This is a genomic window from Oryzihumus sp. (genome assembly GCF_054325275.1).
This window is the reverse complement of record NZ_JBTCWL010000003.1, coordinates 1-23,953: the sequence shown is the minus strand read 5'-3', so window position 1 is coordinate 23,953 and position 23,953 is coordinate 1. Positions and strand designations below refer to the sequence as shown.

Annotated in this window: 23 protein-coding genes, 1 tRNA gene and 1 rRNA gene; 4 read left to right on the top strand and 21 right to left on the bottom strand. The window is 72.2% G+C overall.

Features of this window, described 5'->3' with window-relative positions:
* Positions 1-125: 125 nt before the first annotated feature.
* From ACXVGS_RS01060 to ACXVGS_RS01040, 5 genes are all read right to left on the bottom strand, one after another.
* The gene (locus ACXVGS_RS01060; protein WP_458527809.1) at positions 126-560 is read right to left on the bottom strand and encodes a hypothetical protein; all 435 of its coding nucleotides are present in this window, start codon (positions 558-560) and stop codon (positions 126-128) included.
* Between the two features lie 108 nt (positions 561-668).
* The gene (locus ACXVGS_RS01055) at positions 669-914 is read right to left on the bottom strand and encodes a hypothetical protein (protein ID WP_458527808.1); all 246 of its coding nucleotides are present in this window, start codon (positions 912-914) and stop codon (positions 669-671) included.
* Between the two features lie 356 nt (positions 915-1,270).
* The gene (locus ACXVGS_RS01050; protein WP_458527807.1) at positions 1,271-1,495 is read right to left on the bottom strand and encodes a hypothetical protein; all 225 of its coding nucleotides are present in this window, start codon (positions 1,493-1,495) and stop codon (positions 1,271-1,273) included.
* Between the two features lie 362 nt (positions 1,496-1,857).
* A complete protein-coding gene (locus tag ACXVGS_RS01045) occupies positions 1,858-2,061 on the bottom strand; it encodes a hypothetical protein (protein ID WP_458527806.1) in 204 nt (67 codons plus the stop codon).
* A gap of 710 nt (positions 2,062-2,771) precedes the next feature.
* Positions 2,772-2,855 (bottom strand) — tRNA-Tyr (locus ACXVGS_RS01040).
* A gap of 124 nt (positions 2,856-2,979) precedes the next feature.
* Between ACXVGS_RS01040 and ACXVGS_RS01035 the strand changes: the two genes are divergently transcribed.
* Positions 2,980-3,474 (top strand): YajQ family cyclic di-GMP-binding protein, encoded by a 495-nt coding sequence (locus tag ACXVGS_RS01035; protein ID WP_458527805.1) that lies wholly within the window; start codon positions 2,980-2,982, stop codon positions 3,472-3,474.
* Positions 3,475-3,570: 96 nt separating this feature from the next.
* Here ACXVGS_RS01035 and ACXVGS_RS01030 read toward each other — a convergent pair whose 3' ends face one another.
* The 13 genes from ACXVGS_RS01030 to ACXVGS_RS00970 all read right to left on the bottom strand — a co-directional run bounded on the left by ACXVGS_RS01030 (position 3,571) and on the right by ACXVGS_RS00970 (position 17,116).
* Positions 3,571-4,641: an alkene reductase gene (locus ACXVGS_RS01030; RefSeq protein WP_458533102.1), complete on the bottom strand. Its 1,071-nt coding sequence runs from the start codon at positions 4,639-4,641 to the stop codon at positions 3,571-3,573.
* Between the two features lie 157 nt (positions 4,642-4,798).
* Positions 4,799-7,294 (bottom strand): aminopeptidase N, encoded by a 2,496-nt coding sequence (pepN, locus tag ACXVGS_RS01025; protein WP_458531338.1) that lies wholly within the window; start codon positions 7,292-7,294, stop codon positions 4,799-4,801.
* 113 nt (positions 7,295-7,407) lie between these two features.
* Entirely contained in the window at positions 7,408-8,286 is an 879-nt protein-coding gene (htpX, locus tag ACXVGS_RS01020; RefSeq protein WP_458527802.1) for a zinc metalloprotease HtpX, read from the bottom strand.
* A gap of 80 nt (positions 8,287-8,366) precedes the next feature.
* On the bottom strand, positions 8,367-9,839 hold the full coding sequence (locus ACXVGS_RS01015) for a proton-conducting transporter transmembrane domain-containing protein (protein ID WP_458536064.1): 1,473 nt from the start codon (positions 9,837-9,839) through the stop codon (positions 8,367-8,369).
* Positions 9,836-11,320, bottom strand: a complete 1,485-nt coding sequence (locus tag ACXVGS_RS01010) for a complex I subunit 4 family protein (RefSeq protein WP_458536536.1) — start codon at positions 11,318-11,320, stop codon at positions 9,836-9,838. Before ACXVGS_RS01010 ends, ACXVGS_RS01015 begins: the two co-directional genes overlap by 4 nt.
* A gap of 2 nt (positions 11,321-11,322) precedes the next feature.
* Positions 11,323-13,200, bottom strand: a complete 1,878-nt coding sequence (locus ACXVGS_RS01005; RefSeq protein ID WP_458536535.1) for an NADH-quinone oxidoreductase subunit 5 family protein — start codon at positions 13,198-13,200, stop codon at positions 11,323-11,325.
* Positions 13,197-13,496: an NADH-quinone oxidoreductase subunit NuoK gene (gene nuoK / locus ACXVGS_RS01000; RefSeq protein ID WP_458527798.1), complete on the bottom strand. Its 300-nt coding sequence runs from the start codon at positions 13,494-13,496 to the stop codon at positions 13,197-13,199. Before nuoK ends, ACXVGS_RS01005 begins: the two co-directional genes overlap by 4 nt.
* On the bottom strand, positions 13,493-14,050 hold the full coding sequence (locus ACXVGS_RS00995; protein WP_458527797.1) for an NADH-quinone oxidoreductase subunit J family protein: 558 nt from the start codon (positions 14,048-14,050) through the stop codon (positions 13,493-13,495). The genes nuoK and ACXVGS_RS00995 overlap by 4 nt, the downstream gene beginning before the upstream one ends.
* Complete coding sequence (locus ACXVGS_RS00990) at positions 14,047-14,661, bottom strand: NuoI/complex I 23 kDa subunit family protein (RefSeq protein ID WP_458536534.1); 615 nt, start codon at positions 14,659-14,661, stop codon at positions 14,047-14,049. Before ACXVGS_RS00990 ends, ACXVGS_RS00995 begins: the two co-directional genes overlap by 4 nt.
* Complete coding sequence (nuoH, locus tag ACXVGS_RS00985) at positions 14,661-15,620, bottom strand: NADH-quinone oxidoreductase subunit NuoH (protein WP_458531334.1); 960 nt, start codon at positions 15,618-15,620, stop codon at positions 14,661-14,663. Before nuoH ends, ACXVGS_RS00990 begins: the two co-directional genes overlap by 1 nt.
* The gene (locus ACXVGS_RS00980; RefSeq protein ID WP_458531333.1) at positions 15,617-16,144 is read right to left on the bottom strand and encodes an NADH-quinone oxidoreductase subunit C; all 528 of its coding nucleotides are present in this window, start codon (positions 16,142-16,144) and stop codon (positions 15,617-15,619) included. The genes nuoH and ACXVGS_RS00980 overlap by 4 nt, the downstream gene beginning before the upstream one ends.
* Positions 16,141-16,734, bottom strand: coding sequence for an NADH-quinone oxidoreductase subunit B (locus ACXVGS_RS00975; RefSeq protein ID WP_141790034.1), 594 nt, complete (start codon positions 16,732-16,734; stop codon positions 16,141-16,143). Before ACXVGS_RS00975 ends, ACXVGS_RS00980 begins: the two co-directional genes overlap by 4 nt.
* Positions 16,735-16,756: 22 nt before the next feature.
* A complete protein-coding gene (locus ACXVGS_RS00970; protein WP_458527793.1) occupies positions 16,757-17,116 on the bottom strand; it encodes an NADH-quinone oxidoreductase subunit A in 360 nt (119 codons plus the stop codon).
* Between the two features lie 208 nt (positions 17,117-17,324).
* Here ACXVGS_RS00970 and ACXVGS_RS00965 point away from each other — a divergent pair, with 208 nt between their 5' ends.
* Genes ACXVGS_RS00965 through rarD form a run of 3 tightly spaced genes read left to right on the top strand, consistent with a single transcriptional unit; the run spans position 17,325 to position 21,228 of the window.
* Positions 17,325-19,208, top strand: a complete 1,884-nt coding sequence (locus ACXVGS_RS00965; RefSeq protein ID WP_458536533.1) for a 2-oxoacid:acceptor oxidoreductase subunit alpha — start codon at positions 17,325-17,327, stop codon at positions 19,206-19,208.
* Positions 19,205-20,287: a 2-oxoacid:ferredoxin oxidoreductase subunit beta gene (locus ACXVGS_RS00960; RefSeq protein WP_458527791.1), complete on the top strand. Its 1,083-nt coding sequence runs from the start codon at positions 19,205-19,207 to the stop codon at positions 20,285-20,287. Before ACXVGS_RS00965 ends, ACXVGS_RS00960 begins: the two co-directional genes overlap by 4 nt.
* On the top strand, positions 20,284-21,228 hold the full coding sequence (gene rarD, locus ACXVGS_RS00955) for an EamA family transporter RarD (protein ID WP_458536532.1): 945 nt from the start codon (positions 20,284-20,286) through the stop codon (positions 21,226-21,228). The genes ACXVGS_RS00960 and rarD overlap by 4 nt, the downstream gene beginning before the upstream one ends.
* A 4-nt stretch (positions 21,229-21,232) precedes the next feature.
* On the opposite strand, the gene ACXVGS_RS00950 is transcribed toward rarD, so the two are convergent.
* The 3 genes from ACXVGS_RS00950 to rrf form a co-directional block, all read right to left on the bottom strand.
* Complete coding sequence (locus tag ACXVGS_RS00950) at positions 21,233-22,534, bottom strand: D-arabinono-1,4-lactone oxidase (protein ID WP_458534418.1); 1,302 nt, start codon at positions 22,532-22,534, stop codon at positions 21,233-21,235.
* Positions 22,531-23,709 carry an amino acid deaminase/aldolase gene (locus ACXVGS_RS00945; RefSeq protein ID WP_458536531.1) on the bottom strand — a complete coding sequence of 393 codons (1,179 nt, stop codon included), beginning with the start codon at positions 23,707-23,709 and terminating at the stop codon, positions 22,531-22,533. Before ACXVGS_RS00945 ends, ACXVGS_RS00950 begins: the two co-directional genes overlap by 4 nt.
* Positions 23,710-23,865: 156 nt before the next feature.
* Positions 23,866-23,953, bottom strand: a 5S ribosomal RNA gene (gene rrf / locus ACXVGS_RS00940); the annotation flags it as partial.

Sequence of the window (23,953 nt, the reverse complement as noted above, 5' to 3'; positions counted from 1 at the left end):
CTCGATGTGGGCGCGGCCGTCCCGGGTCCAGACGCGTCTGCCCCGACGCCCCGCGCTCGTCCTGCGGCGGCCGGCAACCGGTCCGCCGGTCTCGTTCGCGGACGGATCGGAGCGCTCGCCCGCCGTCACGTGGCGACAGGCTTGGGGACCGGTTCCAGGCGCTCGGGGACCGGTGCCGAAGCCACCTTCTCGGCCAACCCCGCCCTGGCCCTCCGTTCAGCGATGTACGAGCCGGCTGCGACCACGCCGGCGACCGGCCAGGTGATCACGTCCAGGGCCGCCAGAGCAGCGAGTCCGCCGAACCACAGCACCCTGTTGGTGGTGGCCTCCGGCAGCCGGGGTTGCAGGGCATGGGGCACCGACACGTGCACCCCGGGCACGGAGACGCCTGACATGTGCACCTCAGGAAGGGGCACGTGCCGTACGTGTACCTCCGGAACCAGCACCGGGAGCGTACGGAAATGCTCCTGCTTCTCGGGAGCCGCCTGCTTCTCGAGAGTCGCCTGGCGCTTGGCGACGCGCCGCTCGCCGGTACGCGCGGGTGTTGCCTTCTCGGGCATGGGAACCTCCCCGTCTAGGACCATCTCAACCTCATCCCCCGCGGCCCGGGCGACAAGGGACGCAGGTCCCCGGGCCGGTATGGCTGGGGCCGCGGGCGTGGGGCGTGCTCACGCCTCCTCGAGTGCCTCGCCGAGGGCGGAGAGCCCGGGGCGGCGGGTCAGGTCGAGCAGAACGTGGCCGACTCCGAGCGCAAGGGCGATCGGCAGCTCGATGAGCTCCGCCTGGACGAGCGCAGCGAGCCCGGCGTAGTAGAGCAGGTGCTCGATCGGGGGTGTCTCGACCTGCCTGCCCGAGACGGTGAGCAGGACCCTGTGGCCGCCCCTCTCGGTGATGATCTGCGCCTGGATGTCCATCGGTGTCTCCTGCGTCTGCCGACCTCTCCCGCACCTCCGGGACTGCACCGGTTCTCTGGAGCCTCTCCGGGCTGCGGCCGCCACGCTTCATCCGGGGGGAATGATTCCGGCCCGGCCGCCCCCATCGCGCGGCCCCGTCCAGGGGCTGACCCGCGCATACCGGCCGTTCGTGAGGATCCCTGTCCCGCAACGGGACAGGGCTCCCGGCTGCTCTGCCGCGTGGGCACCTGTAACGGGACCGCAACACCGCGGACCTTCCCTCGGTGGTCTCTCGGTGTCAGGGGCTCACCCGAGCCTGGGGTGTCCTCTCATCCGGATGCTCGTACGCTTTGCCGCGAGCCCGGCAACCAGCCGGCCTAAGCCTGCGGCTTGTCCCGTTCGCTGAGCAGCCACAGCGCCTGCTCGGCGTTGAGGGCCTTGATCTCACCGACGGTGACGTCGCCGTACGCCAACGCCCGAATGATGGGGTTGAGGTAGGTCAGTTCGTCGCGGTCCTGCTTGGCGATGGCACGCCGGATGCGACCGGGCAGGTCGGGAGTCACGGGAACGTCGAGTGAGAGCGGGCCGGGTGCGATGCTCATGGGAATGTCCTCGTGTTCGTGCCGGTCATCACTTTGACCACGTTGCCGCGTCGCCACGAGCAGCGCTCGACTAGGGCATGAACTGAGTGGGCGCCGACGGCGAATACTGCCTCGAAAACACCCATAGGTCGCCGGTAGGGGCACGGCAGCCTCTGCTGGGGAGGCTGTGTCGGTGTCTCAGGTTCCTAACGAAGGGTCGCGAGCCGAGGACCCCGGTGCGCGGACGTGTCCAGAATGGGTTGGCACCCGGCCCCGCTCCGGCTCGGACAGTCGGGGTAGGGCTAGGCGTCCGGGACCTCTCCCTCGACCCCTGCGGTCATCCCGGGCGCCGGGGGTGCTGCACCAGGTCACCGGCACCCGGCTCAGCCCTGATCCGCGCGGATGGGTTCACCCCGTGGTACGTGCCGCATCCGGAACGCCAGAACGGAGCCGGCGGCGGTGCTGACCACGGCGATGCCTCCCCGGATCGGGACCCACCCCTCGGCCCGCCGGTGCGCGAGCCACGCCTCCAGCGGCACGCCGTCCTGGGGGTCGAACTCGATGTGTCTCGTGGCCGTCGACACCATCCATCCACGCTAGGTCGCGCCGGCGGCCCGTGGTAGCTCCGGGAGCTGGCAGGGTCAATCGCGGGCAACCACGCACCGCGAGTCCTGAGCACCTATCGTTGCTGGTCACGGGCCGGTCGAGCAGATGACCGAGGGGGATCTGGTCGCCGAGGCGACGCAGCTTCAGCACGTGTATGAGGCTCACCTCCGCCAGGTCTCGGAAACCGTGGGACGGCCCACGATGGGCGACATGGACGATCAGCTGACGCGCTAATTCGACGTCCGCAGCGTCGAACTACTCGGCTACCGCGCTGATGACTGGACGCCTCGCAGGGAGTCGGTTCGCTCGCCTACGGCGCGGGCTCGGCAGCATCTTGGGTGACCCCGAGACTTACGGTAGGGGTATGCGGTGGTGCCCCGATCCGGGGTCGTATCAGTCAACTCTGACTGTGCACGTTGACCCATCCGACACGCCTGTTGTCACGCACTCCAGCAACGCGGGGTCGACCCCACGTCAGGGGTCGCTGGGGCGTCGTCGACGGGTCAGACAGACCTGAGACGTCGGCAGTCGAAGGGCGGCCAGCGGCGATGCCCCCTCCCCCGGGGTGCCCCCTCATCCACTCGTCAGCCGAGGACAGCCCTTGACGGCCGGGCGTGGCAGACCAGAGCCGGACACAAAAGCAAAGGCCCCCGACCGGCGTTTCCGCCGGTCAGGGGCCCATCGTGCACGGTGGTGGCAGGTGAAGGATTCGAACCTTCGTAGCTTTCGCGACGGATTTACAGTCCGCTTCCATTGGCCGCTCGGACAACCTGCCGTGTGCGGTGTGAAGGATAGCAACGACACCACACCCGGAGCCAAATCGGGTCGGCGTGGCAGGCTTGGACGCGAGCCAGACCCCCGCGAGCCCAGTGGCTCCGTGCCGAGAAGAAGGAGCAGCCATGGCCGACTCATCGTTCGACGTCGTCAGCAAGGTCGACAAGCAGGAGGTCAGCAACGCGCTGCACCAGGCCGAGAAGGAGATCTCGCAGCGCTACGACTTCAAGGGCGTGGGCGCCTCGATCGAGTGGTCCGGCGAGAAGATCCTCATGAAGGCCAACTCCGAGGAGCGCGTGCGCGCGGTCCTCGACGTCTTCCAGACCAAGCTGATCAAGCGCAACGTCTCGCTCAAGGCCCTCGACCTCGGCGACGGCGACCCCAAGCCGTCAGGCAAGGAGTACCGCCTCGAGGCCTCGCTCAAGGACGGCATCAGCCAGGAGGACGCCAAGAAGATCTCCAAGCTGATCCGCGAGCAGGGCCCCAAGAACGTCAAGCCGCTGATCCAGGGCGACGAGCTGCGGGTGACCGGCAAGTCCCGCGACGACCTGCAGGCCGTGCAGCAGCTGCTCAAGGGCGCCGACCTCGACGTGGCGCTGCAGTTCGTCAACTACCGCTGACCTGACGCACGAGGGCCCCGCACCGTCACGGTGCGGGGCCCTTGTGTGTATGCCGGGTGGCAGGGTGCCGGCCACCCGGCATACCGGGGGTGCGGGTCAGGCCGCGGACTCCTCCAGCGTGGGGTAGTCGACGTAGCCCTTGGCACCACCGGCGTAGAACGTGTCCATGTCGGGGTCGGCCAGCGGGGCGTCGGCCTTCAGGCGCTCGACCAGGTCGGGGTTGGAGATGAAGGCCCGGCCGATGGAGAACAGCTCGCCGCGGTCCTGGGCCAGGGCCTCCTTGGCCGTGGTCAGGTCGCTGGAGCCGGCGAAGCCCGTGTTGACGATGACGGTGCCGTCGAAGCCCTCACGCAGCGCAGCGGCGACCTCACCCGACGGGTCGTCGATGACGTGCAGGTAGGCCAGGCCCAGCGGCTTGATGCCGGCGAGCAGCTCGGCGTAGGTCTGCGCCGCCTCGGTCTCGTGGATGTCGTTGAAGTCGCCACCCGGGGAGACGCGCATGCCCACGCGCTCCGCGCCGATGGCCTCGACGACGGCCTTCGTGACCTCGACGACGAAGCGGGCGCGGTTCTCCGGGGAGCCGCCGTACTCGTCGGTGCGCTGGTTGGTGTTGTCGGAGAGGAACTGCTGCAGCAGGTAGCCGTTGGCGGCGTGCAGCTCGACCCCGTCCAGGCCGGCCGCGACCGCGCGGCGGGCGGCGTCGACGTACTCGGCCACGATGCCCGGCAGCTCGGCGGTATCCAGGGCGCGCGGGGTCTCGAACGGCTTGAGGCCCTCGGGGGTGAACACCTCACCGGCGGGCTTGACCTCGGACGGGGCCACCGGCTGGGTGCCGATCAGCGCGGGGTGGGAGATGCGGCCGGCGTGCATGATCTGGGCGAAGACCACGCCACCCTCGGCGTGCACGGCGTCGGCGACCTTGCGCCAGCCCTCGACCTGCGCGTCGGTGTGCAGACCCGGCGTGTGCGGGTAGCCCTGCCCGGTCGCCGACGGCTGGACGCCCTCGGTGACGATGAGGCCGGCGCCGGCACGCTGGCCGTAGTAGGTGGCCATGATGTCGGTCGGGACACCGTCGGCGTCGGCGCGGTTGCGCGTCATCGGCGCCATGACGATGCGGTTGCTCAGCTCGTGCGGGCCGAGGGAGAACGGGGCGAACACGTCGCTCACGGGTGGCTCACCATCCTGGGGAAGAAGGTCGGGTTTGTCCTACCCCAGTGCCAAGACGATTGAAGCGTGAACGATTCCGGCCCCCGGGCGTGAGCAGTCTCACGCCCGGGGGCCGGAGCGGTATCGCGGGCCGTCACCCACGAGGTCGGGTCACCTCTCAGGCGCCCCAGGTCGCCCGGGAGGTCACCGCCTCGCGCAGCTGCGAGCCGGTGTCGACCATCGCGCGGTGGACTGCCGGGGTGAGCGTGCCTCCGGCCAGGGTCTGCTCGAGCAGCTCGAGGGTGGCCGGCTCGACGACGACCGACGGAAAGGCCGGCTTGGCCACGTTGTTCAGCGCGTCCTCGCCGACCCGCCCGGCCATCGCCGGCACGTCGGTGAAGTAGCGCTCGGCGTAGGGGCGCACCAGGTCGAGCTGGCCGGCCTGCCAGAAGCCCTGGGCGAGCCAGACCATCTCGTAGTTGGACCGGTCGTGGTCGCCGGTGATCTGCTCCCACGCCCACGCCTTGGCCTCCGCCGTCGGACGGGCGGCTTTGGCGTAGAGCGCCTGGAGGCCGCCCTGCATGGTGTTGTCCCGCTCCAGCGCCGCGTCGATCTCGGCCTCGCCGATGGCACCGCGGCCGGCGAGGTTGCGCAGGACCAGCCAGCGCAGGTCGTTGTCACCGGCCAGACCCTCCGGCACGCCCTCGCCCGCGGCCCAGCGCCGGAGCAGCTCGACGTCGTCAGTGGTCCTCGCGAGGTAGCGCGCGGCCAGCAGGGCGGTGGTCGAGCCGGGCTCGGCGCGCTCGAGCAGCGTCGCCGCCGCCCGGGCCACCACCTGGGTGGCGGCCTCCTGCTCGGCGGCCGGGAGGAACTGCGGAATGATCCGGCCGACCATCTGGATGGCCATGCGGGACAGGATCGACTCGTGCGTCTCCAGAGCCCACGCGCCCTCGAAGACCCGCAGCATCTGCCGCGGGTCGACGGTGCCGAGGCACACGCCGTCGACGAGCGCGGTCCACACGACCGCCCGGGCCTGGCCGTCGGGGATCTGCGCCAGCTCGGTGGGCAGCGCCTCCACCGTGGCGGGGTCGAGGATGACCGTGGCCCAGGTCAGGTCGGCGGCGTTGGGCACGACCACGCGGGCTGCCGGAGCGCCGACCAGGTCGGGCAGCGTCATGTCGTCCCGGTCGAGCACGGCCTCCACGCGGAACACCTCCTCGCCTCCGGACCAGCCGGCCACGTCGAGGCTGTGCGGACGGTCGGCGGGGTGGTCCTTGGGCCGGGTGCGGCGCAGGCTCGCCCCGGCGATGACACCGTCGCCGGTCTCGAGGTCGAGCTCGATGGTGTCCAGCTGGGCGGTGCGCAGCCACGCGTCGGCCCAGGCGCCGAGGTCCTTGCCGCTGGCCCGCTCCATGGCGCCGAGGAAGTCGGCGAGGTCGGCGTTGCCGTACGAGTGCGTGGTCAGGTGGTCGCGGACGCCGGCGAGGAACGCCTCGTCACCGATGTAGGCGATGAGCTGGCGCAGGGTGGCCGCGCCCTTGGCGTAGGAGATGCCGTCGAAGTTCTGCAGCGCGGTGTCACCGTCGGGCGCCGGGGAGCCCGCGACCGGGTGGGTGGACGGCATCCGCTCCGCGGCATAGCCCCACGCCTTGCGCGCCACCGAGGAGTCGATCCAGGCGTCGTCGAAGCCGCAGCCCTCGAAGGTCGTGCGGTGGGCCATGTACTCCGCGAACGACTCGTTGAGCCACAGGTCGTCCCACCACTTCATGGTCACCAGGTCGCCGAACCACATGTGGGCGCACTCGTGGGCGATGGTGTTGGTGCGGGTCAGCACCTCCTCGTGGGTGGCGCCGTCGCGGAAGAGGTACGGGTCGCGCAGCGTGACGCAGCCGGGGTTCTCCATGGCCCCTGCGTTGAACTCCGGGACGAACACCTGGTGGTACTCCCCGAACGGATAGCGGATCCCGAACAGCGAGTGGTAGTAGTCCAGCGACTGCTTCGTGACGGTCATCATCTGCTCGGCGTCGCGCTCGAGCGCCTCCCGCAGCGAGGCGCGGGCGTGGATGCCCAGCGGGATGCCGTCGTGCTCGGCCTTGACCGAGACGTAGGGGCCGGCGCAGACGGTGACGAAGTAGGTGGCCAGCGGCGGCGTGGTCGCCAGGGTCCACTGCCCCTCCGAGGTCTGGGTCGCCGCACCGTTGCCGACGACCAGCCAGTCCGAGGGCGCCTGCACCCGCACGTCGTAGGGGGCCTTGAGGTCCGGCTGGTCGAAGCAGGCGAACACCCGCGGCGCCGCGTCGAGGAACAGGTGGCCGTAGACGTAGTGCCGCCCGTCGGCGGAGTCGACCGCCCGGTGCAGACCCTGCCCGTCCTTGCTGTAGGCCATCGTCGCCACGACGGTGACCTCGTTCTCGGCCTTCAGGTCCTCCAGGACGACACGCTGGTCACGCACCGCTGAGGGGTCGATCTCCCTGCCGTTGAAGGTGATCGAGTGCACCTCGACCGCCTTGACGTCGATGAAGGTCGACGCACCCGGCTCGCGGGAGGTGAACCGCACCGTGGAGGTCGACCCGAAGGTCTTCTCCCCCGCGTCGAGGTTCAGGGAGACGTCGTATGCCGTGACGTCGATGAGCGCCGAACGCGCCTCTGCTTCAACTCGTGTCAAGCTCGCCATGGGCACACCTAACCAGAGGCCCTGGCGGGGTTGTCACCGGTTTGCGCCGACAGCGCAGCGGCGGGGCCCCTGTCGGGACCCCGCCGCACGTCGTCGACCGCTCAGCCGACCGTTCAGTGCCCGCGGTAGCCGGTCGCCATCGCCTCCAGCCGGGCGATCCGCTCGGCCATCGGCGGGTGGGTGGAGAAGAACCGGGACACGTCCTGGGTGCGGAACGGGTTGGCGATCATCATGTGGCTGGCGTTGACGATGTCGCGCTGGGGGGCCAGCGGCGCCTGCGAGACGCCGATCTCGAGCTTGCGCAGCGCGGAGGCGAGTGCCAGCGGGTCCCCGGTCAGGGTCGCGCCGTCCTCGTCGGCGTCGTACTCCCGGGTGCGGCTGATGGCCATCTGGATCATCCCCGCGGCCAGCGGGGCCAGCAGCGCCATGGCCAGCATCGCGATCGGGTTGCCGCCCTCATCGTTGTCGCGGCCGCCCCCGCCGAACATGCCGAAGAACATGAAGAACTGGGCAATGCTCGTGATGACGCCGGCGATCGCCGCGGCGACCGAGGCGGTGAGGATGTCGCGGTTGTAGACGTGCATCAGCTCGTGCCCCAGCACGCCGCGCAGCTCACGCTCGTCGAGCAGGCGCAGGATCCCCTCGGTGCAGCACACCGCGGCGTTCTGCGGGTTGCGCCCGGTGGCGAAGGCGTTGGGCGCCTCGGTCGGCGAGATGTAGAGCCGCGGCATCGGCTTGCCCGCCCGCGTCGACAGCTCGCGCACGACGCGGTACATCACCGGCGCCTGCGCCTCGCTGACCGGGTAGGCGTGCATGGCGCGGATCGCGAGCTTGTCACTGTTCCAGTAGCCGTAGGCCGTGGTCCCCAGGCCGATGAGGGCGAAGAACCAGATGAAGCGGCCGCCCTGGACCAGCGCGCCGATCGCGAGCAAGAGAGCCCAGATGCTGCCGAACAGCAGGGCGGTCTTGAGCCCGTTGTAGTGCTTGTGCATGCCCAGTCCAACGTCGATGGGTACGCGCGCGTTCCGTCCAGCCGGTGCCCAGCCGCCGTCCAGACTCGGGCCCGGTCCGGTCAGCCGCCGACGAGGTGCAGCAGCAGCTGCGGCGCGGCGCTGGTGACCACGAGGGCGAGCGCTCCGAGCCCGACCGCGAGCAGCACGGCCGGGTGGGCCCGCCGGGCGGTCGGCACGTCAGCTCCCTCGGGACGCTCGAACAGCACCCGCAGCCAACGCAGGTAGACCGCGACGCCGAGCACCGCGTTGGCCGCCGCGACCAGGGCCAGCAGCCACAGCTGCCCGGCGACCACCGGCCGCAGCGCGACGACCTTGGCGACGAGACCCAGGACGCCCGGCGGCAGGCCTGCCAGGGACAGCAGGCCCAGCCCCAGCGCGACGGCCAGTCCCGGCCGGTCGCGCAGCATTCCCCGGTATGCCGTGAGCGTGCGCGCCGCGCTCATGCCGCGCAGCTGGGCGACGGCGGCCACGACCGCGAACACCGTGAGCGTGGCGACCACGTAGGCCAACAGGTAGGCGGTGGAGGCCTCCACCGCCCCGGCCGAGACCGTGGCCAGGGGCAGGACCACCCAGCCCGCCTGGGAGACGGTGGACCAGGCGAGCAGGCGCAGCACGGTGTCCTGGCGCAGGGCCATGACGTTGCCCAGGGTCATGCTCAGCGCGGCCACCACCGCGACCGCGGTCAGCACCGGGGCGCCGAGCGGGGTGATCGCTCGAACCACGACCAGCAGGGCCGCCAGCGCAGCGACCTTCGAGGCGCCGGCGAGGAACGCCGTGACCGGCAGCGACCCGCCGTCGTAGGCCTCGGGGGTCCAGGCGTGGAAGGGAACCAGCGAGAGCTTGAAGCCGATGCCCGCGACGAACAGGACCACGGCGAGCACCAGGACGGCACGCCGGGCGGGGTCGGCGTTGGCGGCGAGCGCCGCGTCGGGTGCCAGCAGCGGGCTCGCGGTGGCGGTGTACCAGCAGGCCGCGGCCAGGGCGAGCATCGCGAACGACACCAGCGAGGTGGTCAGCAACGCGACAGCGCCGGAGATCGCAGCCCGGACGCCGCGCAGGGCGACCAGGCCGATCGTGGGCAAGGTGGCCAGCTCGAGGGCCACGAGCCAGGAGCCGAGATCACGGGCCGCGGCCACCGCAGTGGCACCGGTGGTGGCCGCGAGCACGAGGCTGACGGTCACCGCGGTGCGGCCGCGGGGAGCGTCGCGCTCCCCCGGCCAGGCCAGCAGCACCGTGACGACCGCGCCGAGCAGGGCGGCCAGCTGCAGCGCGGACGCCGCGGGGCCTGCGGTGTAAAGGCACACGTCCGGGTGTCCGGGCAGGCACAGCGTCCTGCGGACGTCACCGGCAGCGGCGCCCAGTCCACCGATCGTGCCGGCGGCACCGAGCGCGAGCGCGACCAGGGCCAGGACGAGGTGGGTGCGACGCAGTCGCGGCACCGCGGCGTCGGCGACCAGCACCGCCGCAGCCCCTGCGGCCGGGGCCAGGACCGGGGCAAGGGTCAGCAGGTCGACGGAGACCACGGCGCTCATCGGACGGCCTCCACGGCGATCCGGGCCACGTCCGGCGCGGTGCTGCGCAGCACCGTGCCAGGCAGGACGCCGAGCCCGACGACGGCGACGACCAGCACCGCCACGACAGCCAGCTCCGTGCCGCGCGCGTCGGGCAACGCCGGGGCGTCCCGGTCGCCGGCCCAGACGGTGCGCAGGACGCGCAGCGAGTAGGCGGCGGCCAGCGCGGTGCCGACCACGGCCACCGCCGCGAGCACGCGGAAGAACGTGACCGGGGAGCCCACGGCCGGTGACCACGCGGCATACAGCGCCAGGAACTCACCCCAGAAGCCGACCAGGCCGGGCAGCCCGAGGGAGGCGGCGAAGCCGACGACGAGGGCGAAGCCGAGCCGCGGGGAGACCTCCCGCAGCGCGGCGCGGGCCACCCGCAGGTCGGCCGAGCCCCAGCGGGACTTCAGGCCGCCGACGAGGAAGAACAGCAGCGCCGAGACCACGCCGTGGGCGACGTTGGCGAACAGCGCTGCCTGCAGACCGGTCGCGGTGCCGCTGGCGAGCCCGAGCGCGACGAAGCCCATGTGCGCCACCGAGGAGTAGGCGATGAGCCGCTTGAGGTCGTCCTCGACCAGGCAGGCCAGGCCTCCCCAGAGGATGCCGACGACCCCGGCGGCGCCGAGCACCGGCGCGACCGCGGCGAACCCCTGCGGGACCGTGGCGACGGCGAGCCGGACGATGCCGTAGGTGCCCATCTTGAGCAGCACCGCGGCCAGCAGCACCGAGCCGGCGGTGGGCGCGATGGTGTGGGCCGGCGGCAGCCAGGTGTGCACGGGGAACAGCGGGACCTTGATGCCGAGCCCGGCGACGAGCAGCACCGCGATGGCGGTCTGGGTGCCGCGGTCGATGCCCGCACCGCGGCCGGCGGCGAGCGCCGTCAGGTCGCCGGTGCCGGCGGCGTGCACGAGCGCCAGGATGCCGATGAGCATCAGCGTCGAGCCCAGCGCGGTGTAGAGGACGAACCGGCCGGAGGCGTCGGCCCGGGCCGCTGGGTCGTGCCGGTCGCCGTAGCGGCTGATGAGCACCCACATGGGCACCAGCACGGTCTCGAACGCGACGAAGAACAGGACGGCGTCGCGGACCAGGAATGTGGCCAGGGCGCCGAGCTCGACGATGAGCAGGCAGCCGTAGAACGTCGTCACAGAGCCGCCCTCGGGCGGCTGGCTGCGTGCGTGCAGCACGACCGCCACGCCGAGGGCGGCGGTGAGCAGCAGCAGGGGCGCGCTGATCCCGTCGACGCCGAGGTGCAGGCGCACCCCGAGCGAGGGCACCCAGGGCCGGTCCAGGCCAGGGCGCGCGATGACGGTGGCGACGACCAGCAGGAAGGTGAGCACGGACGCCCCGAGGGCGAAGGCGTTGGCGCGCAACGGGTCCACGGCGCGGACGGCCCGGCCGGCCAGGACCAGCCCGGTCCCGGCGACGGCCGGGACCGCGAGGGCGGCAAGCAGCACGGCTACCACAGGCTCACCCCCGCGACGGCGACCGCGAGCATCCCCAGCAGCACCCAGACCAGGTATGCCGAGGGCTTGCGGGTGTGGGCACGCTCGGCTCCCAGCCCGGCCCAGCGGGTGGCTACGGCGGTGCCGCGGACGTAGGCGTCGATGACGTCGCGGTCGGCCCTGACCACGACATGGGCCAGCCAGGTCACCGGCCGGGCGACCGCGCGGACGTAGAGCGTGTCGACGCCCAGCCCGGAGTCGAGCAGGGCGGTGCGCCCCGGCCCGAGCCGCTCGGCGGCGTCGCCGCTGGTCGTGGCGGTGGCGCCGCGGCGGACCCCGAGGAAGGCTCCGGCGACCAGCAGCAGGGACAGCACGGCAGTGAACCAGCCGATGCTGCCCACGTCACCGACGAGCGGCGTCAGCACGAGGAGGCCTCCGAGGACGGTGAGCACGCCGAGCGCCTGCACGCTCAGCCTCGCAGGGGTGTCGATCGGCGCGTGCCCGTGGCCGGCGGTGCCCGCCTCCGGCACGGCCGGCTGCGCCAGGTCGGCCCGGTGGTGGGTGAGCACCAGCCACGCGCGGGTGCAGTAGGCGGCGGTCAGGAGCACCGTGACGAGCAGGGCCACCAGGACCAGCCACGCACCCAGGACCGGGCCGTGCCGGGTGCCCTCCTCGGCCGCCCCGATGACCAGCTCCTTGGACACGAAGCCGACCAGGGGCGGCACGCCGGCCAGGGAGAGCAGGCCGACGCCGACCAGGGCACGCAGCATCGGGTGCGCGCGCAGGCCGCCCGTCATGGCCACCGCGGTGGTGCCGCCGGTCAGGACGCTCAGCCAGCCGATCGCGAGGAACAGCAGCGCCTTGAACATGGCGTGCGCGAGCAGGTGGGTGACCCCCGGCCATGGGGACGCGGGGGCGACGGCCAGACCGGAGAGCATGATCGCGACCTGGCTGACGGTCGACCAGGCGAGGAGCCGCTTGAGGTCGGACTGGCCGAAGGCCAGGACGGCCGAACCGACCATGGTCACCGCGGTGACGACCGCCAGCACGAGGCGCGCGGTGTCGGAGGCGAGGAAGAGGGGGAACAGCCGGGCCACGACGTAGGTGCCGGCCGCGACCATCGTCGCGGCGTGGATCAGGGCCGATGCCGGTGTCGGGCCCTCCATCGCGTCGGGCAGCCAGTCCTGGAACGGGAACTGGGCCGACTTGCCGGCGATGCCCGACAGCAGGCAGACCAGCGCGGCGGTGAGCAGGGCGCCGTGGTCGCCCTGCCAGTGGGCGATGACCCGCGGGATGGCGGTCGTGCGCGGCCCGGCGGCCAGGATGACCAGGCCGAGGACGAGCGCGAGGTCGGCGGTCCGGGTGACCAGGAAGGCCTTGAACGCGGCCCGTCGGGCCGAGGCGCGGCGGCTGTCGTGGCCGATGAGCAGGTAGGAGCACCAGCCCATGACCTCCCAGCCGACCAGGGTCAGCACGAGGTCGGCGGACTGCACCGTCAGCAGCATCCCGGCGAGGAAGAGCGAGACGCTCGCGGCGAAGACCGGGTAGCGGTCGTCCTCGGCGAGGTACCACCGGGCGAAGCCCTGGACCGCCACGCCGACGACGGTGACCGCCAGGGCCACGACCGCCGACAGCGGGTCGGCGAGCAGGTGCAGCGGCACGGCGAGCTCGCCCAGCGGCAGCGCGCCGATGGTCCCGATCGAGGAGGTGGCGCCACCGGAGTGGACGGCCACCAGCTGCAGGACCGCGAGGACGACCCCGGCGAGCGCCGCGCCGATCGCGACGACCCCGGAGCCGGCGCGGGACCGGCGGGCGAGCAGCAGTCCGGCGAGCGCCGCGAGGGCAGGCAGGAGGACGACGAGCCGCGCCGTCGTCGTGGCCAGGCCGGTCATGTCCCGGGCTCGCTGAGGTCGACGTGCCCGCGGTCGCGGAACAGCGCCAGGATGACGGCGAGCGCGACACCGACCTCGGCCGCCGCGATGGTGATGACGAACAGCGCCAGCACGTGGCCCGAGCGCAGCGTGTCGGCGGTGACCGAGCCCATGGTGACCAGCAACAGGTTGGCGGCGTTGAGGATCAGCTCGACCCCGATGAGCACGAGGACGGCGTTGCGCCGGGCGAGGACCCCGTAGGCACCGGCGCCCGCGAGGATCGCGACGAGGGTGAGCGGCAGGGCGAGGTGGATCACGGGACCTCCACCGCGTCGTCGGCCCGCCGCTCGGGTGAGGTCGCCTCCGCTCCGGTCGCGGACGGCATACGGGAGACCGCGAAGGCTGCGATCAGCGCGACGAGCAACAGCAGCGAGAGCAGCTCGAACGGCCACACCCACGTGCCGAACAGCTGCTCGGCGACCCCGTGGGTACGACCCTCGCGGGTGCTGACGAGCCTGCCGCCGAGCGCCACGAGCAGCACCGCGCCGAGCAGGCCGGCCACCCCGGCACCGGCCACGGCCGCGGCGACCCGCTGGACCGGGCCGGAGGTGTGCTCGGGGCTCGGGCCGATCGGAGCGCGGGTGAGCATCAGCGCGAACAGCACGAGCACGACGACGGCGCCGACGTAGACGAGCAGCTGCACCAGCGCGACCAGCTCGGCGCCGAGCACGAGGTAGCAGCCGGCGAGGGTGCCGAGGGTGACCACGAGCCACAGCGCGGCGTGCACGAGGTGGCGGGTGGTGACCGCCAGCACGGCGCTGGCGGCGGCGATCAGGCCGATGGCGGCGAACAGCACGTCAAGGGTCGTCACGCGTCCCCCTGCGGGGCAGGCGGCTGGGGGCGCACGGTGGTGGCCGGGCGCGCCGCACGGGCGGCACGCGGCGGCTTGTTGGCCGCGGCCACCTCGGCCGGCTCGGGCGCACCCGGGTCGAGCGCCGGGGGCGGCGGCACGGTCGGCATCCACTGCCCGAGCCGCTCCTTCTCGTGGAGCAGGTCGCGGATGTCGAGCTCGGCGTACTCGAACTCCGGACTCCAGTGCAGCGCGTCGAACGGGCAGACCTCGATGCAGATCCCGCAGTACATGCACAGCGAGAAGTCGATGGCGAACCGGTCCAACACGTTGCGCTGCCGCTCGCGCCCGCCGGGCGTCGGCGCGGGGATCGTCTCCTTGTGGGAGTCGATGTAGATGCACCAGTCCGGGCACTCGCGCGCGCAGAGCATGCACGAGGTGCAGTTCTCCTCCAGCAGCGCGATGACGCCGCGGCTGCGCGGCGGCAGGTGCGGCTGCGCGTCGGGGTACTCGGCGGTGTGGGACGGCTTCGCGAGCGTGCGCGCGGTGGTCGCCAGCCCCTTGATCAACCCGGGTATCGCGCCGCGCCCCTTGGGTGCCGGGGAGCCAGGAGCGTTCTGGTTGCTGGACATCAGGAGGTCACCACCACGAGGACACTGGTCAGGGCCAGCTGGGCGATCGCCACTGGCACGAGGACGAGCCAGGCCAGGCGCTGGAGCTGGTCCTCGCGCAGCCGCGGCCACGCCACGCGGAACCAGATCACGACCATCGCGACGACGGCGGCCTTGAGCAGGGTCCACACCCAGCCGAGGGTGTCGGCGAACGGCCCGTGCCAGCCGCCGAGGAACAGCACCGCGAACAGCAGCGACATCACCACGATGCCGGCGTACTCCGAGAGCAGGAAGAACGCGAAGCGCAGCCCGGTGTACTCGGTGTAGGGGCCGAACACGATCTCGGAGTCGGCGACCGGCATGTCGAAGGGCGGGCGCTGCAGCTCGGCGACAGCGGCAAGCAGGAAGCAGAACGCACCGGGGGCCTGCCACAGCAGCCAGAGCGGGTGCCAGGCCTGGACGATGCCCGGCAGCGAGACCGTCCCGGCGGCGAGCGCGACCGACGCCGTGGCCAGCACGATCGGCAGCTCGTAGCTGAGCAGCTGGGCGGCGGCGCGCATCCCACCGAGCAGGGCGTACTTGTTGGCGCTGGACCACCCGGCCATCAGGGTGCCGAGGATGCCGACGGCCGAGGCGGCCAGGACGAACAGCACGCTGGCGTCGACGTCGGCGGCCACCACGGTCGGCGACAGCGGGATGACCGCGAGCGCCACGAGGTAGGGCACCAGTGACACCGCCGGCGCCAGCTTGAACACCGGCCGGTCGGCGTCGCGTGGGGTGATGTCCTCCTTCTGGACGAACTTCACCCCGTCGGCGACGAGCTGGGCCCAGCCGTGGAACCCGCCGGCGTACATCGGCCCGAGGCGGCCCTGCATGTGCGCCATGACCTTGTGCTCGGTCTGGCCGACCAGCAGCGGCAGCACGAGGAAGGCGGCAAGCACGCTGACCGTGCGCAGCACCAGCTCGAGCGCGTCGCTCACCGCGGCCCCCAGGTGCTGTCGGGGACGCCCGGCGGCAGCAGCTTGCGGCGGCTCGGCGACGAGCCCGCCTCGGACTCCCCCGGCTCCTTGGCCCCCGGCCACGCCTTGCTGGCCCGGGCGGCGAGGACGAAGGACTTGCGAAGCGGGGTGCCCTCGAAGCCGTCGGGCAGCAGCAGCGGGCGCAGTCCCTGGCCGGTGCCGTCATCGAAGCCGTCGAAGTCGACGCCGAACATCTCGTGCGTCTCGCGCTCGTGCCAGGCGGCGCCGCGCCAGACGCCCGTGGCGCTGGCGACCGGCGCGTCCAGCGGCACCCGGGTGCGCAGCAGCAGCCGGTCGAGCTCGCCGGGGGCCCGGTGGCGCATGATGTGGCAGACGAGGTCGAAGCCGGGGGCCTCGGCGTCGTCGGTCTGGTCGACAGCGGTCAGCCAGTCGAAGAAGGCGAACCCCTCCTCGCGCGCGGCGGTCAGCGCGGCCACCCACTCAGCGACGGCCACGTCGCGGCAGGGGGTCTCCAGCACGGTCATGCCTGCGCCTCGGGCGCGGCGGCCGACGGGACCGGCCCGGCGGGCTTGTGCAGCAGCGGACGCGTCACGGCACCGGCGTGCGTGCGCCGCGACCCGGCATACTTGGCGCGAATTCCCTTGGTGGACAACGTCTCCGCCGCGATCTTCTCTTGCAGGCGCATGATCCCCTGGAGCAGCGCCTCGGGGCGGGGCGGGCAGCCGGGGACGTAGACGTCGACGGGGATGACCTGGTCGACGCCCTTGGTGACGCAGTAGGAGTCCCAGTAGGGCCCGCCGCTGTTGGAGCAGGCGCCGAAGGAGATGACGTACTTCGGCTCGGGCATCTGGTCGTAGAGCCGGCGCACCGCCGGGGCCATCTTGTCGGTGACCGTGCCCGAGACGACCATGAGGTCGGCCTGGCGCGGCCCGGGGGCGAACGGGATCACGCCGAGGCGGATGAAGTCGTGACGGGCCATCGACGCGGCGATGAACTCGATCGCGCAGCAGGCCAGGCCGAAGTTGAACACCCACAGGCTGTAGCGCCGGCCCCAGTTGAGGACCACCTTGATCGGCGTCGGGGCGTGCTCGGTGCCCGGGCCGACCCGGGGCATGGGCAGCGACGTGGTCACCGGCTCACCACCACCGCAGCAGGCCGCGGCGGGCGGCGTGCGCCAGGCCGATGAGCAGGACGGCGACGAAGATGCCCATCTCCACCAGGCTCGCGGCGCCGAGGTCGGCCTGCCGGATGACGGTGGCCCAGGGGAAGAGGTAGACCGCGTCGACGGCGAAGATGACGTAGAGGAAGGCGTAGACGAAGTAGCGCACGTTGGTCTGCGCCCACCCCTCCCCGACCGGGTCGACACCACACTCGTAGGTGCTCAGCTTGGCCGTGGTCGCGGCCCTCGGGGCGAGCAGGCGGCGCGCCCCCATGGCGGCGACGAACAGCAGCACACCGACGACCACGACGGCGGCGACGACGGCATAGGGCGACACGTCAGCCAGCCTAGTGCGCCTGCGGTATGCCGTCCGGTCCGGACCGCAGGACGGGTCGTCCGTTCGGCCGGTCGGGACCGGGACGAACGTCCCAAACGCCGGACTCGCGCCGTCCACCATCTGGGCGCGACTTACGATGGAGGTGGCGTCCTGACGCCACCTGACGACGTCGGGGGATGCAACGAGAGCTTGGTTGGAGAAAGCGGTCATGAGTAGCAAGCCAGTCCAGCGGCTCGAGCGTGTCGTCATCCGGTTCGCCGGAGACTCCGGCGACGGCATGCAGCTCACCGGTGACCGGTTCACGTCCGAGACGGCCATCCTGGGCAACGACCTGTCGACCCTGCCCAACTTCCCGGCCGAGATCCGCGCCCCCCAGGGCACGCTGCCCGGCGTCTCCAGCTTCCAGCTGCACTTCGCCGACCACGACGTGCTCACCCCGGGTGACGCCCCGGACGTGCTGGTCGCGATGAACCCGGCCGCGCTCAAGGCCAACCTGCGCGACGTCCCGCGCGGGGCGACGATCATCGTCAACACCGACGAGTTCACCAAGCGCAACCTGGCCAAGGTGGGCTACGCCGAGAGCCCGGTCGACGACGGCTCGCTGGACAGCTACCACCTGCACCCGGTGGCGCTGACCTCGATCACGGTGGAGGCCCTGGCCGGCTTCGACCTGTCCCGCAAGGACAAGGAGCGCGCCAAGAACATGTTCGCGCTCGGGCTGCTGTCGTGGCTCTACACGCGCCCGACCGAGGGCACCGAGCGGTTCCTCAAGGCCAAGTTCGGCCCCAAGCCGGAGATCCTCGAGGCCAACCTGGCGGCGCTGCGCGCGGGCTACCACTACGGCGAGACCACCGAGGACTTCGCGGTCTCCTACGAGATCGCGCCGGCGACGATGCCCGCCGGCACCTACCGCAACATCACCGGCAACACCGCCCTGGCCTACGGCCTGGTCGCCGCGGCCCACCGTGCCGGCCTGCCGATGGTGCTCGGCGCCTACCCGATCACCCCGGCCTCGGACATCCTGCACACGCTCTCGAGCCTCAAGCGCTACGGCGTGACGACGATGCAGGCCGAGGACGAGATCGCCGGCATCGGCGCGGCGCTGGGCGCCTCGTTCGCCGGGTCGCTGGGCGTGACCACGACCTCCGGCCCGGGCATCGCGCTCAAGGCCGAGACGATCGGCCTGGCCGTGTCGCTGGAGCTGCCGCTGGTCATCGTCGACGTGCAGCGCGGCGGGCCCTCGACCGGCCTGCCGACCAAGACCGAGCAGGCCGACCTGCTGCAGGCGATGTTCGGCCGCAACGGCGAGGCCCCCGTGCCGGTGGTCGCGCCGCAGTCCCCTGGCGACTGCTTCGACGCCGCGATGGAGGCCGTGCGGATCGCCACGACCTACCGCACCCCGGTGTTCCTGCTCACCGACGGCTACCTCGCCAACGGCTCCGAGCCGTGGCGCATCCCGGAGGTCGGCGACCTGCCCGACCTGACCGTGGAGTTCGCGACCGAGCCCAACGCCGTGGACGCCCAGGGCAACCCGAAGTTCCACCCCTACCAGCGCGACCCCGAGACCCTGGCCCGCCCCTGGGCCGTCCCGGGCACCGCCGGCCTCGAGCACCGCATCGGCGGCATCGAGAAGAAGGACGTCACCGGCGAGATCTCCTACGACCCCGACAACCACGACCACATGGTCCGGCTGCGCCAGGCCAAGGTCGACGGTGTCGCCACGAGCATCCCGCCGCTGCAGGTCGACGACCCCACCGGCGACGCCGACGTGCTGGTCCTGGGCTGGGGCTCGACCTACGGCCCGATCGCCGCCGCGACGCGGCTCGTGCGCAACACCGGCGCCACGGTCGCCCGGGCGCACCTGCGCCACGTCAACCCGTTCCCGTCCAACACCGGCGAGGTGCTGCGCTCGTACAAGCGGGTGATCGTGCCGGAGATGAACCTCGGCCAGCTCGCGCTGCTCCTGCGCGCCAAGTACCTCGTCGACGTGCAGTCCCACACCCAGGTGCGCGGGTTGCCTTTCACCGCAACGGATCTGGCCGACGTGCTGCACAAGGCCGTCAGCGAGATCGAGGAGGGATCCGACCGATGACCGCCATCGACCTCGGTATGCCGGGTGCGGGCACCCACGGGGTGCCGCACCTTCCGGAGGGCGCTCCCGCCCAGACCAAGAAGGAGTTCACCTCCGACCAGGAGGTCCGCTGGTGCCCCGGCTGCGGTGACTACGCGATCCTCGCGGCGGTGCAGGGCTTCCTGCCCGAGCTGGGCCTGAAGCGGGAGAACATCGTCTTCGTCTCCGGCATCGGCTGCTCCTCGCGCTTCCCCTACTACCTCGACACGTTCGGGATGCACTCCATCCACGGCCGCGCCCCGGCGATCGCGACCGGCCTGGCGACCGCCCGTGGCGACCTGTCGGTGTGGGTGGTCACCGGTGACGGCGATGCGCTCTCCATCGGCGGCAACCACCTGATCCACGCGCTGCGCCGCAACGTCAACCTCAAGATCCTGCTGTTCAACAACCGGATCTACGGCCTGACCAAGGGCCAGTACTCCCCGACCTCCGAGGTCGGCAAGGTCACCAAGTCCACGCCCGTCGGCTCGGTGGACAACCCCTTCAACCCGGTCTCGCTGGCGCTGGGCGCCGAGGCGACGTTCGTGGCCCGCACCATGGACTCCGACCGCAAGCACCTGACCGAGACGCTGCGCGCGGCGGCCGAGCACCGCGGGTCGGCGCTGGTGGAGATCTACCAGAACTGCCCGATCTTCAACGACGGCGCGTTCGACGTGCTCAAGGACCGCACCTCGGCCGAGGCGCGCATCGTCCACCTCGTCGACGGCGAGCCGGTGCGCTCCGGCCCCGAGCACGTCGTGGTCCGCGGCGACTCGGGCGAGCTCAAGGTCGTGCCCGCGGTCGACGCCGACCCGACCCGGGTGGTCACCCACCGGGCCGGAGCCGACGACCCGTCCGCGGCGTTCGCCATCTCCCGGCTCGACGACCCCGAGATGGTGCACGTGCCGATGGGCATCTTCCGCAGCGTCGAGCGGCCCACCTACGACGACCTCGTCCGCGCCCAGGTCGAGGGCGCGGTCGCCTCCGCCGGAGGCCCAGCCACCGACGCCGACCTCGGCGCCCTCCTGCACGGCAAGGACACCTGGACCGTGGGCGCGTGAGCGCCCCGGTCACCACGGCTGACCGCGAGACCCGGCGGGGCACGGCATACGGCATCGGTGCCTACTCCCTGTGGGGGCTGTTCCCGCTCTACTTCCACGCCCTGGCGCCCGCGGGGGCCTGGGAGATCCTGGCCCACCGCATCGTGTGGACCCTGCTGTTCTGCTTGGTGCTGCTCGGGATCCGGCGCGACGTCGCCTGGATCCGTCCGACGCTGGGCCGGCCCCGCACCGTGGGCCCGCTCGCGGTGGCAGGGCTGCTCATCGCCACGAACTGGGTCATCTACGTCGCAGCGGTCGTCTCACACCACGTCACCGAGGCCTCGCTGGGCTACTTCATCAACCCGATCGTCACCGTGGCGCTCGGCGTCGTCGTGCTGCGGGAGCGGTTGCGGCCGCTGCAGTGGGGCGCGGTCGCCGTGGGGCTGGCCGGGGGCATCTACCTGACCGTCGACTCCGGCCGGCCGCCGTGGATCGCCCTGAGCCTCGCGTTCACGTTCGCGTTGTACGGGCTCATGAAGAAGCGGATCGGGGCCAACCTCGGCGCGCTGCACAGCCTGACCTCCGAGACGTTCCTGCTCGCCCCGATCGCCATCGGCGTCCTGGTGTGGCTCGCAGTCTCGGGGCGCACGACGTTCTCGGCGGACGCACCGCTGCACCCGACCCTGCTCGCGGTGTCCGGCGTGGTGACCGCGGTGCCGCTGCTGCTCTTCGCCGCGGCCGCCCGGCGGGTGCCTCTTGTGACGGTCGGGCTGCTGCAGTTCATCACGCCGGTGCTGCAGCTCCTGTGTGGCGTGCTGCTGCTGGGCGAGTCGATGAGCATGAGCCGGTGGATCGGGTTCGCCATCGTGTGGCTGGCCCTGGCCCTGCTGACCCTCGACTCGGTGCGCACCGCCCGCGGCCGGGCGCGCCTGGCCCGTGCCGCCGAGTCCGCGACCGTCTGAGCGCTCAGCTGCCGAGGACCCGCTCGAGGTAGGCGTTGCCGAACGTCCGGCCCGGGTCGACCTCGTTGCGCACGGCCACGAACTCGTCGAAGCGCGGGTAGAGCTCGCGCAGCCGCTCGGCGCCCAGGCTGTGCAGCTTGCCCCAGTGCGGCCGACCCTGGTGCACGGCGACGATCGCCTCGAACGCGGCGAAGAAGGGCGCGTGCGGCAGCCGGTGGTACTGGTGCACCGCGACGTAGGCGTTGTCCCGCTCGTAGCCGGTGGACAGCCAGATGTCGTCAGAGGCCGCGAAACGCACCTCCACGGGGAACGGCAGCGGCTCGTCGTGCAGCTCGGTCCAGTCGCGCAGCGCGGCCAGGACCGGGCGCAGCGCCTCGCACGGCACGGCGTACTCGCACTCGCGGAAGACCACGCGCCGCGGCGTGACGAACACCTTGTATGCCGTGTCCGTGAACTCCCGCGCCGACAGGGCGCGGGAGGCGATGGCGTTGAGCCGGGGCACGAGCGAGGGCCGTGCCGTGGCGAGCCGGTTGGTCCACTCGAACACCGTGTTGGCCAGCAGCTCGTCGTCGAGCCGTGCCCGCCAGCCGGGCAACGGGCGCAGCGGGGTTCCCTCCGGGACGCGGTTGTTGCGCTTGGCCAGCACCCGGTCGGTGCGCGGGAACCAGAAGAACTCGAAGTGGTCGTTGCTCTCGGCCTCGTGCTCCAGCGCCTCGAGCACCTGGTCAAGGGGCTCCGGGCGCTCCTGGGCGTGCAGGACGAAGGACGGCACACACTGCAGGGTCAGCTCCGTGACGACCCCGAGCGCCCCGAGCCCGACGCGGGCGGCCTCGAACAGGCGGGGGCGCTCCGTGGCCGAGCAGTCGGCCACGGTGCCGTCAGCCAGGACGATCCGCAGCGCGAGCACCTGGGTGGCCAGCCCGCCCAGCCGTGCGCCCGTGCCGTGGGTGCCCGTGGCGATGGCGCCGGTGATGCTCTGCTGGTCGATGTCGCCGAGGTTGGGCAGCGCCAGGCCGTGCCGCAGCAGCGCCGGGTTGAGGTCGTGCAGGCGGGTGCCGCCGCGCACGGTCACCACGCCGCTGCCCTGGTCGACCGCGACGAGACCGGTCAGGCCGGTGAGGTCCAGGTGGACGCCGTCGGTGACGGCGGCACCCGTGAAGGAGTGCCCGGCCCCCAGGGGCTTGACCCTCAGGCCGTCCGCCACCCCGGCGCGCACGGCAGCGACGACGTCGTCGGTGCTGCGAGCCGCCACCATACGTCGCGGCTGCGCCCGTTCGGTCCCGGCCCAGTTGGTCCACGCAGTCATCCGAACGCCTGCCCCTCTCCCCTGTAGGTAGGCACGCTCGCGACGACGCGGTCGGCCTCGACCAGGTGCAGCTCGCCGACGTGCTCACACAGTTCCCCCGCCTTGGCGTGCCGCCACCAGACCCGGTCGCCGATATGCAGGTCGCCTGCCGTCGGACCGGCCAGCGGGGTCTGCACCTCCCCTGCTCCTTCGGTGCGGGTGAGCCGCAGCCCGCGGGGTCGCCACGGTGCTGGCAGCCGGGACCGCCCGGCGGGGCCGGAGGCCGGCCAGCCACCCCCGAACGTGGTCGCCATACCGGGAGCCGGCCGGCGGACGACGGGCGTGGTGAAGAAGGCCGCCGGCCGCGGCCGGAACGCGTCGTAGCCGTCGAAGAGCGTTGGCCCGAAGAGCCCGGACCCGGCCGAGAGCTCGGTCAGGCTCGGGTCCCGTGCCCCCAGGTGCAGGCTGCCGGTGCCCCCGCCGTTGACCAGCTCGAGCTCCGCCAGTGGGTGCACCGCCTCGACGACCTCGGCGCGACGGTCCAGCAGCTCGAGGGTGGAGCGGCGTTTGACCCAGCGCACTGGCGCCGAGCTGTCGGGCAGGCCGGCGACCTGGGCCTCGTAGAACATCAGCCCCACCAGGCGCAGCGCCCGGTGCCGCACCACCTGCTCCGCCAGCCGTCGCACCTGCGCCGGCGTCCGCAGCGGCGAACGGCGCACGCCGAGGTGCAGCGGGCCCAGCCGCAGCGAGGCGTCCACGTCCAGGCACACCCGCAAGGGCGCGTCGGCCTGCTCACGGGGAGGATGCCGGGTCAGCAGCTCGAGGTGGGCGGCGTCATCGACCATGAAGGTCACCCCGTCGAGCGCCACCGGGTCGGCGCGCAGGCTCCGGAGGGCCTCGCGGTCGACGCTGGGATAGGCCACGAGGATGTCGCTCACCCCCTGTCCGGCGAGCCACAGGGCCTCACGCAGGGAGTAGGCCATGACGCCCCGGAACCCGGGCGTCGTCAGGGCCACCCCGATCAGGTGCCGGCAGCGCACCGACTTGGTGGCCACCCGCACCGGCTTTCCGGCCGCCCGATGCACCAGGTCGGCCGCATTCGCCCGGAAGGCGTCCAGGTCGACGACCGCGAACGGCGCATCCAGCGCGCTGGTCGCGCGCTCCATCTCGTCATACCGCGATGCCGGGGCGGTCATGAACCGGACACTAACGGCGGTTTTGCGGGAGGGACAAGGGTGCGCAAAAGGCGGCGCGCTCGAGGGGAATGCATTCACCTGGACCGCGAAATGGCCCGGGAAATGGTCCTGGACATGCGGAAGGCCCCACCAGTGGTGGGGCCTTCCTGAATGTTTGTCCGGCGGCGTCCTACTCTCCCACACCGTCACCAGTGCAGTACCATCGGCGCTGAAGGGCTTAGCTTCCGGGTTCGGAATGGGACCG

Coding starts and splice junctions, on each gene's coding strand:
- ACXVGS_RS01045 (WP_458527806.1), bottom strand. CDS start 2,061: ATGGTGTCGACGGCCACGAGACACATCGAGTTCGACCCCCAGGACGGC.
- ACXVGS_RS01005 (WP_458536535.1), bottom strand. CDS start 13,200: ATGACCGGCCTGGCCACGACGACGGCGCGGCTCGTCGTCCTCCTGCCT.
- ACXVGS_RS01055 (WP_458527808.1), bottom strand. CDS start 914: ATGGACATCCAGGCGCAGATCATCACCGAGAGGGGCGGCCACAGGGTC.
- ACXVGS_RS01015 (WP_458536064.1), bottom strand. CDS start 9,839: ATGAGCGCCGTGGTCTCCGTCGACCTGCTGACCCTTGCCCCGGTCCTG.
- ACXVGS_RS00975 (WP_141790034.1), bottom strand. CDS start 16,734: ATGCCCCGGGTCGGCCCGGGCACCGAGCACGCCCCGACGCCGATCAAG.
- ACXVGS_RS00990 (WP_458536534.1), bottom strand. CDS start 14,661: ATGTCCAGCAACCAGAACGCTCCTGGCTCCCCGGCACCCAAGGGGCGC.
- ACXVGS_RS01050 (WP_458527807.1), bottom strand. CDS start 1,495: ATGAGCATCGCACCCGGCCCGCTCTCACTCGACGTTCCCGTGACTCCC.
- pepN (WP_458531338.1), bottom strand. CDS start 7,294: ATGGCGAGCTTGACACGAGTTGAAGCAGAGGCGCGTTCGGCGCTCATC.
- ACXVGS_RS00950 (WP_458534418.1), bottom strand. CDS start 22,534: ATGACTGCGTGGACCAACTGGGCCGGGACCGAACGGGCGCAGCCGCGA.
- ACXVGS_RS00960 (WP_458527791.1), top strand. CDS start 19,205: ATGACCGCCATCGACCTCGGTATGCCGGGTGCGGGCACCCACGGGGTG.
- ACXVGS_RS00945 (WP_458536531.1), bottom strand. CDS start 23,709: ATGACCGCCCCGGCATCGCGGTATGACGAGATGGAGCGCGCGACCAGC.
- ACXVGS_RS00965 (WP_458536533.1), top strand. CDS start 17,325: ATGAGTAGCAAGCCAGTCCAGCGGCTCGAGCGTGTCGTCATCCGGTTC.
- ACXVGS_RS01035 (WP_458527805.1), top strand. CDS start 2,980: ATGGCCGACTCATCGTTCGACGTCGTCAGCAAGGTCGACAAGCAGGAG.
- ACXVGS_RS00980 (WP_458531333.1), bottom strand. CDS start 16,144: ATGACCGTGCTGGAGACCCCCTGCCGCGACGTGGCCGTCGCTGAGTGG.
- ACXVGS_RS01060 (WP_458527809.1), bottom strand. CDS start 560: ATGCCCGAGAAGGCAACACCCGCGCGTACCGGCGAGCGGCGCGTCGCC.
- htpX (WP_458527802.1), bottom strand. CDS start 8,286: ATGCACAAGCACTACAACGGGCTCAAGACCGCCCTGCTGTTCGGCAGC.